Below are 1,993 nucleotides of genomic sequence, written 5' to 3' on the forward strand. Positions count from 1 at the left end.
GTCAAGGATTACCTTGCGCTGGGTCCCTGTCCAGAAGGACTTGCTGACGTTTTCAAACTCAAGCATTGCTGGTTCCGGTGCTGCTCGTGCGGCCCTCTTGCGGGCTCTGTCTGCCTCATATCCACATCGCGCTCTGACGCGCCCGTGGCTCTTTGGTATCAAAAGAGTGTTAATGGCCTACGCCGCGAATTTGGCCTTATTATGTCGAATTGTACCATAGTTGATCAATGAAGTTTTAACCAATTCGTCCCCGACCCGGGGTGAGGGGCGGGTTTTCTGCCGGCAAGATGGAAAGGCTGGGTAAGCGATGACTGTTTCCAAACGCGGGACAATGAGGGCGGGGCAGCAATTGAAGGCAGAGATTCGGGGCTGCCGGATCTGTGTCGGCCGCTTTGCCGCCACCGCCACAGCGCATGAGCCGCGCCCTGTGGTGTGGTTCCGCCCTTCAGCCCGGATCCTTATTGCCGGTCAGGCCCCCGGCGCACGGGTGCATGAAAGCGGCCGACCCTTTACTGACCCGTCCGGTGACCGGCTGCGCGTCTGGCTGGGCCTCACTGAGGCGGAATTCTATGACAAGGACCGGGTGGCCGTGGTGCCGATGGGATTCTGTTTCCCTGGCTATAATGAGAAAAAGGCGGATCTGCCGCCGCCTGCCGTGTGCAGCAGGACCTGGCATCATCAAGTGATGGCGCAGTTGCCGGATGTCCGCCTCAAGGTGCTGATCGGTGCTCATGCTCAACACTATCACCTGGGGGTGAAGGGGCCGGTGACGCCGCTGGTGCAGAGCTGGCGGGATCATGCGCCGCAGGTCTTCCCCTTGCCGCACCCGTCCTGGCGTAATACCGGATGGCTGAAGAAAAACCCCTGGTTCGAAGCCGAGCTGCTGCCGGTTTTGCAGGCCCGGGTGAAGGAGCTGATGCAATGATCGAACAAACTCCGTTGGACTTGGCTCATGCCGCGATGGAGGCCGCGCTGCAGGACGATGCTGCCCGGCTGCGGTTCTACGAACGGCTGGCGGATGCTGAGCTGTTTTTGATGCTGACGGAAGAGACCGCAGGAGAGCAGATCTCGCCCGAGCTGTTTGAGACACCTGAGGGTGCCTTTGTCTTGGTGTTCGACCGCGAGGAGCGGTTGGCGCAGTTTGCAGGCCGTGCAGTGCCATATGCGGCTTTGTCAGGCCGGGTCATCGCGCAGATGCTGGCCGGGCAGGGGATCGGGCTTGGGCTGAATCTGGAGGTGGCGCCCTCGGCCATCCTAATCCCGGCCGCGGCAATCGGCTGGCTGCATCAGACGCTTGGTCACACGCCGCAAGAAGTGGAAGCCGGTATCACGGAGTTCACGCCGCCCTCAGGGCTGCCCGAGGCGCTGCTGAGGGCGCTGGATGCCAAGCTGGCAACCGCAGGCGGGCTGGCAGCGGCGGCCTATCTGATCGGGGTCCGCTATGAAGGCGGCGGACAGGGGCATCTTTTGGGCTTTGTTGGTGCCAAGGAGGCCGCTCAGGCGTCACTGGCTAAGGCTGCCAGCGAAGCGCTGACCTTTTCCGGGATCGAAGCGGGGGCGATGGATGTGGCTTTCTTTGAGGCGGAAGACCCGGTTGCGGCAAGCCTGGCGCGGGCTGGATTGCGTTTCGACCTGCCGCAACCGCCAGAACCGGAAGCCTATCAGCCGGAGATTCCAGGCAGCGATCCGGACAAGCCGCCGCGGCTGGTGTAGCGCTGCCGGCGCAGGGAGGGCGGGGCTCTCCCGCCTGCTCCAGCACATTTTCAAATGTGCCTCACAGTTGGGCGTGGCGCTGTGCTGCGCACAGCGCGGGTCCTTGCTGAGAAGCGCTGAAGGGCAGGTTTGCCCGTCAGCGCCAGTTTGAAGTTTACCGCGTCAAGGGTAAACCGTGCGTGCCGCGCGGCTGCTAGCGCAGCCCGTGACCCGGCAAAAGCCAGGACGATGAAGGCGGACGAGAGAGCGCCGCGCGTCAGCGCGGCGCCGGGCCCAGGAC

At 63.1% G+C, this 1,993-nt stretch carries 2 protein-coding genes and 1 pseudogene; 2 read left to right on the forward strand and 1 reads right to left on the reverse strand.

The window, feature by feature from the left end:
- Window positions 1–66 (reverse strand): annotated as a pseudogene (locus A2I95_RS33925) (ABC transporter); the annotation flags it as partial.
- Between the two features lie 265 nt (window positions 67–331).
- On the opposite strand from A2I95_RS33925, the gene A2I95_RS33930 reads away from it, so the two are divergent.
- Together A2I95_RS33930 and A2I95_RS33935 are read left to right on the forward strand one after the other, a co-directional pair.
- A complete protein-coding gene (locus A2I95_RS33930) occupies window positions 332–925 on the forward strand; it encodes a uracil-DNA glycosylase family protein (RefSeq protein ID WP_027258185.1) in 594 nt (197 codons plus the stop codon).
- On the forward strand, window positions 922–1,713 hold the full coding sequence (locus A2I95_RS33935; protein ID WP_291736876.1) for an SseB family protein: 792 nt from the start codon (window positions 922–924) through the stop codon (window positions 1,711–1,713). Before A2I95_RS33930 ends, A2I95_RS33935 begins: the two co-directional genes overlap by 4 nt.
- Window positions 1,714–1,993 lie beyond the last annotated feature (280 nt).

The sequence above is a fragment of the Leisingera sp. F5 genome, from assembly GCF_001593695.1.

What these genes read in the sequence shown, in the direction of transcription:
- A2I95_RS33930 (WP_027258185.1), top strand. Translation starts at nt 332, where the DNA reads ATGAGGGCGGGGCAGCAATTGAAGGCAGAGATTCGGGGCTGCCGGATC.
- A2I95_RS33935 (WP_291736876.1), top strand. Translation starts at nt 922, where the DNA reads ATGATCGAACAAACTCCGTTGGACTTGGCTCATGCCGCGATGGAGGCC.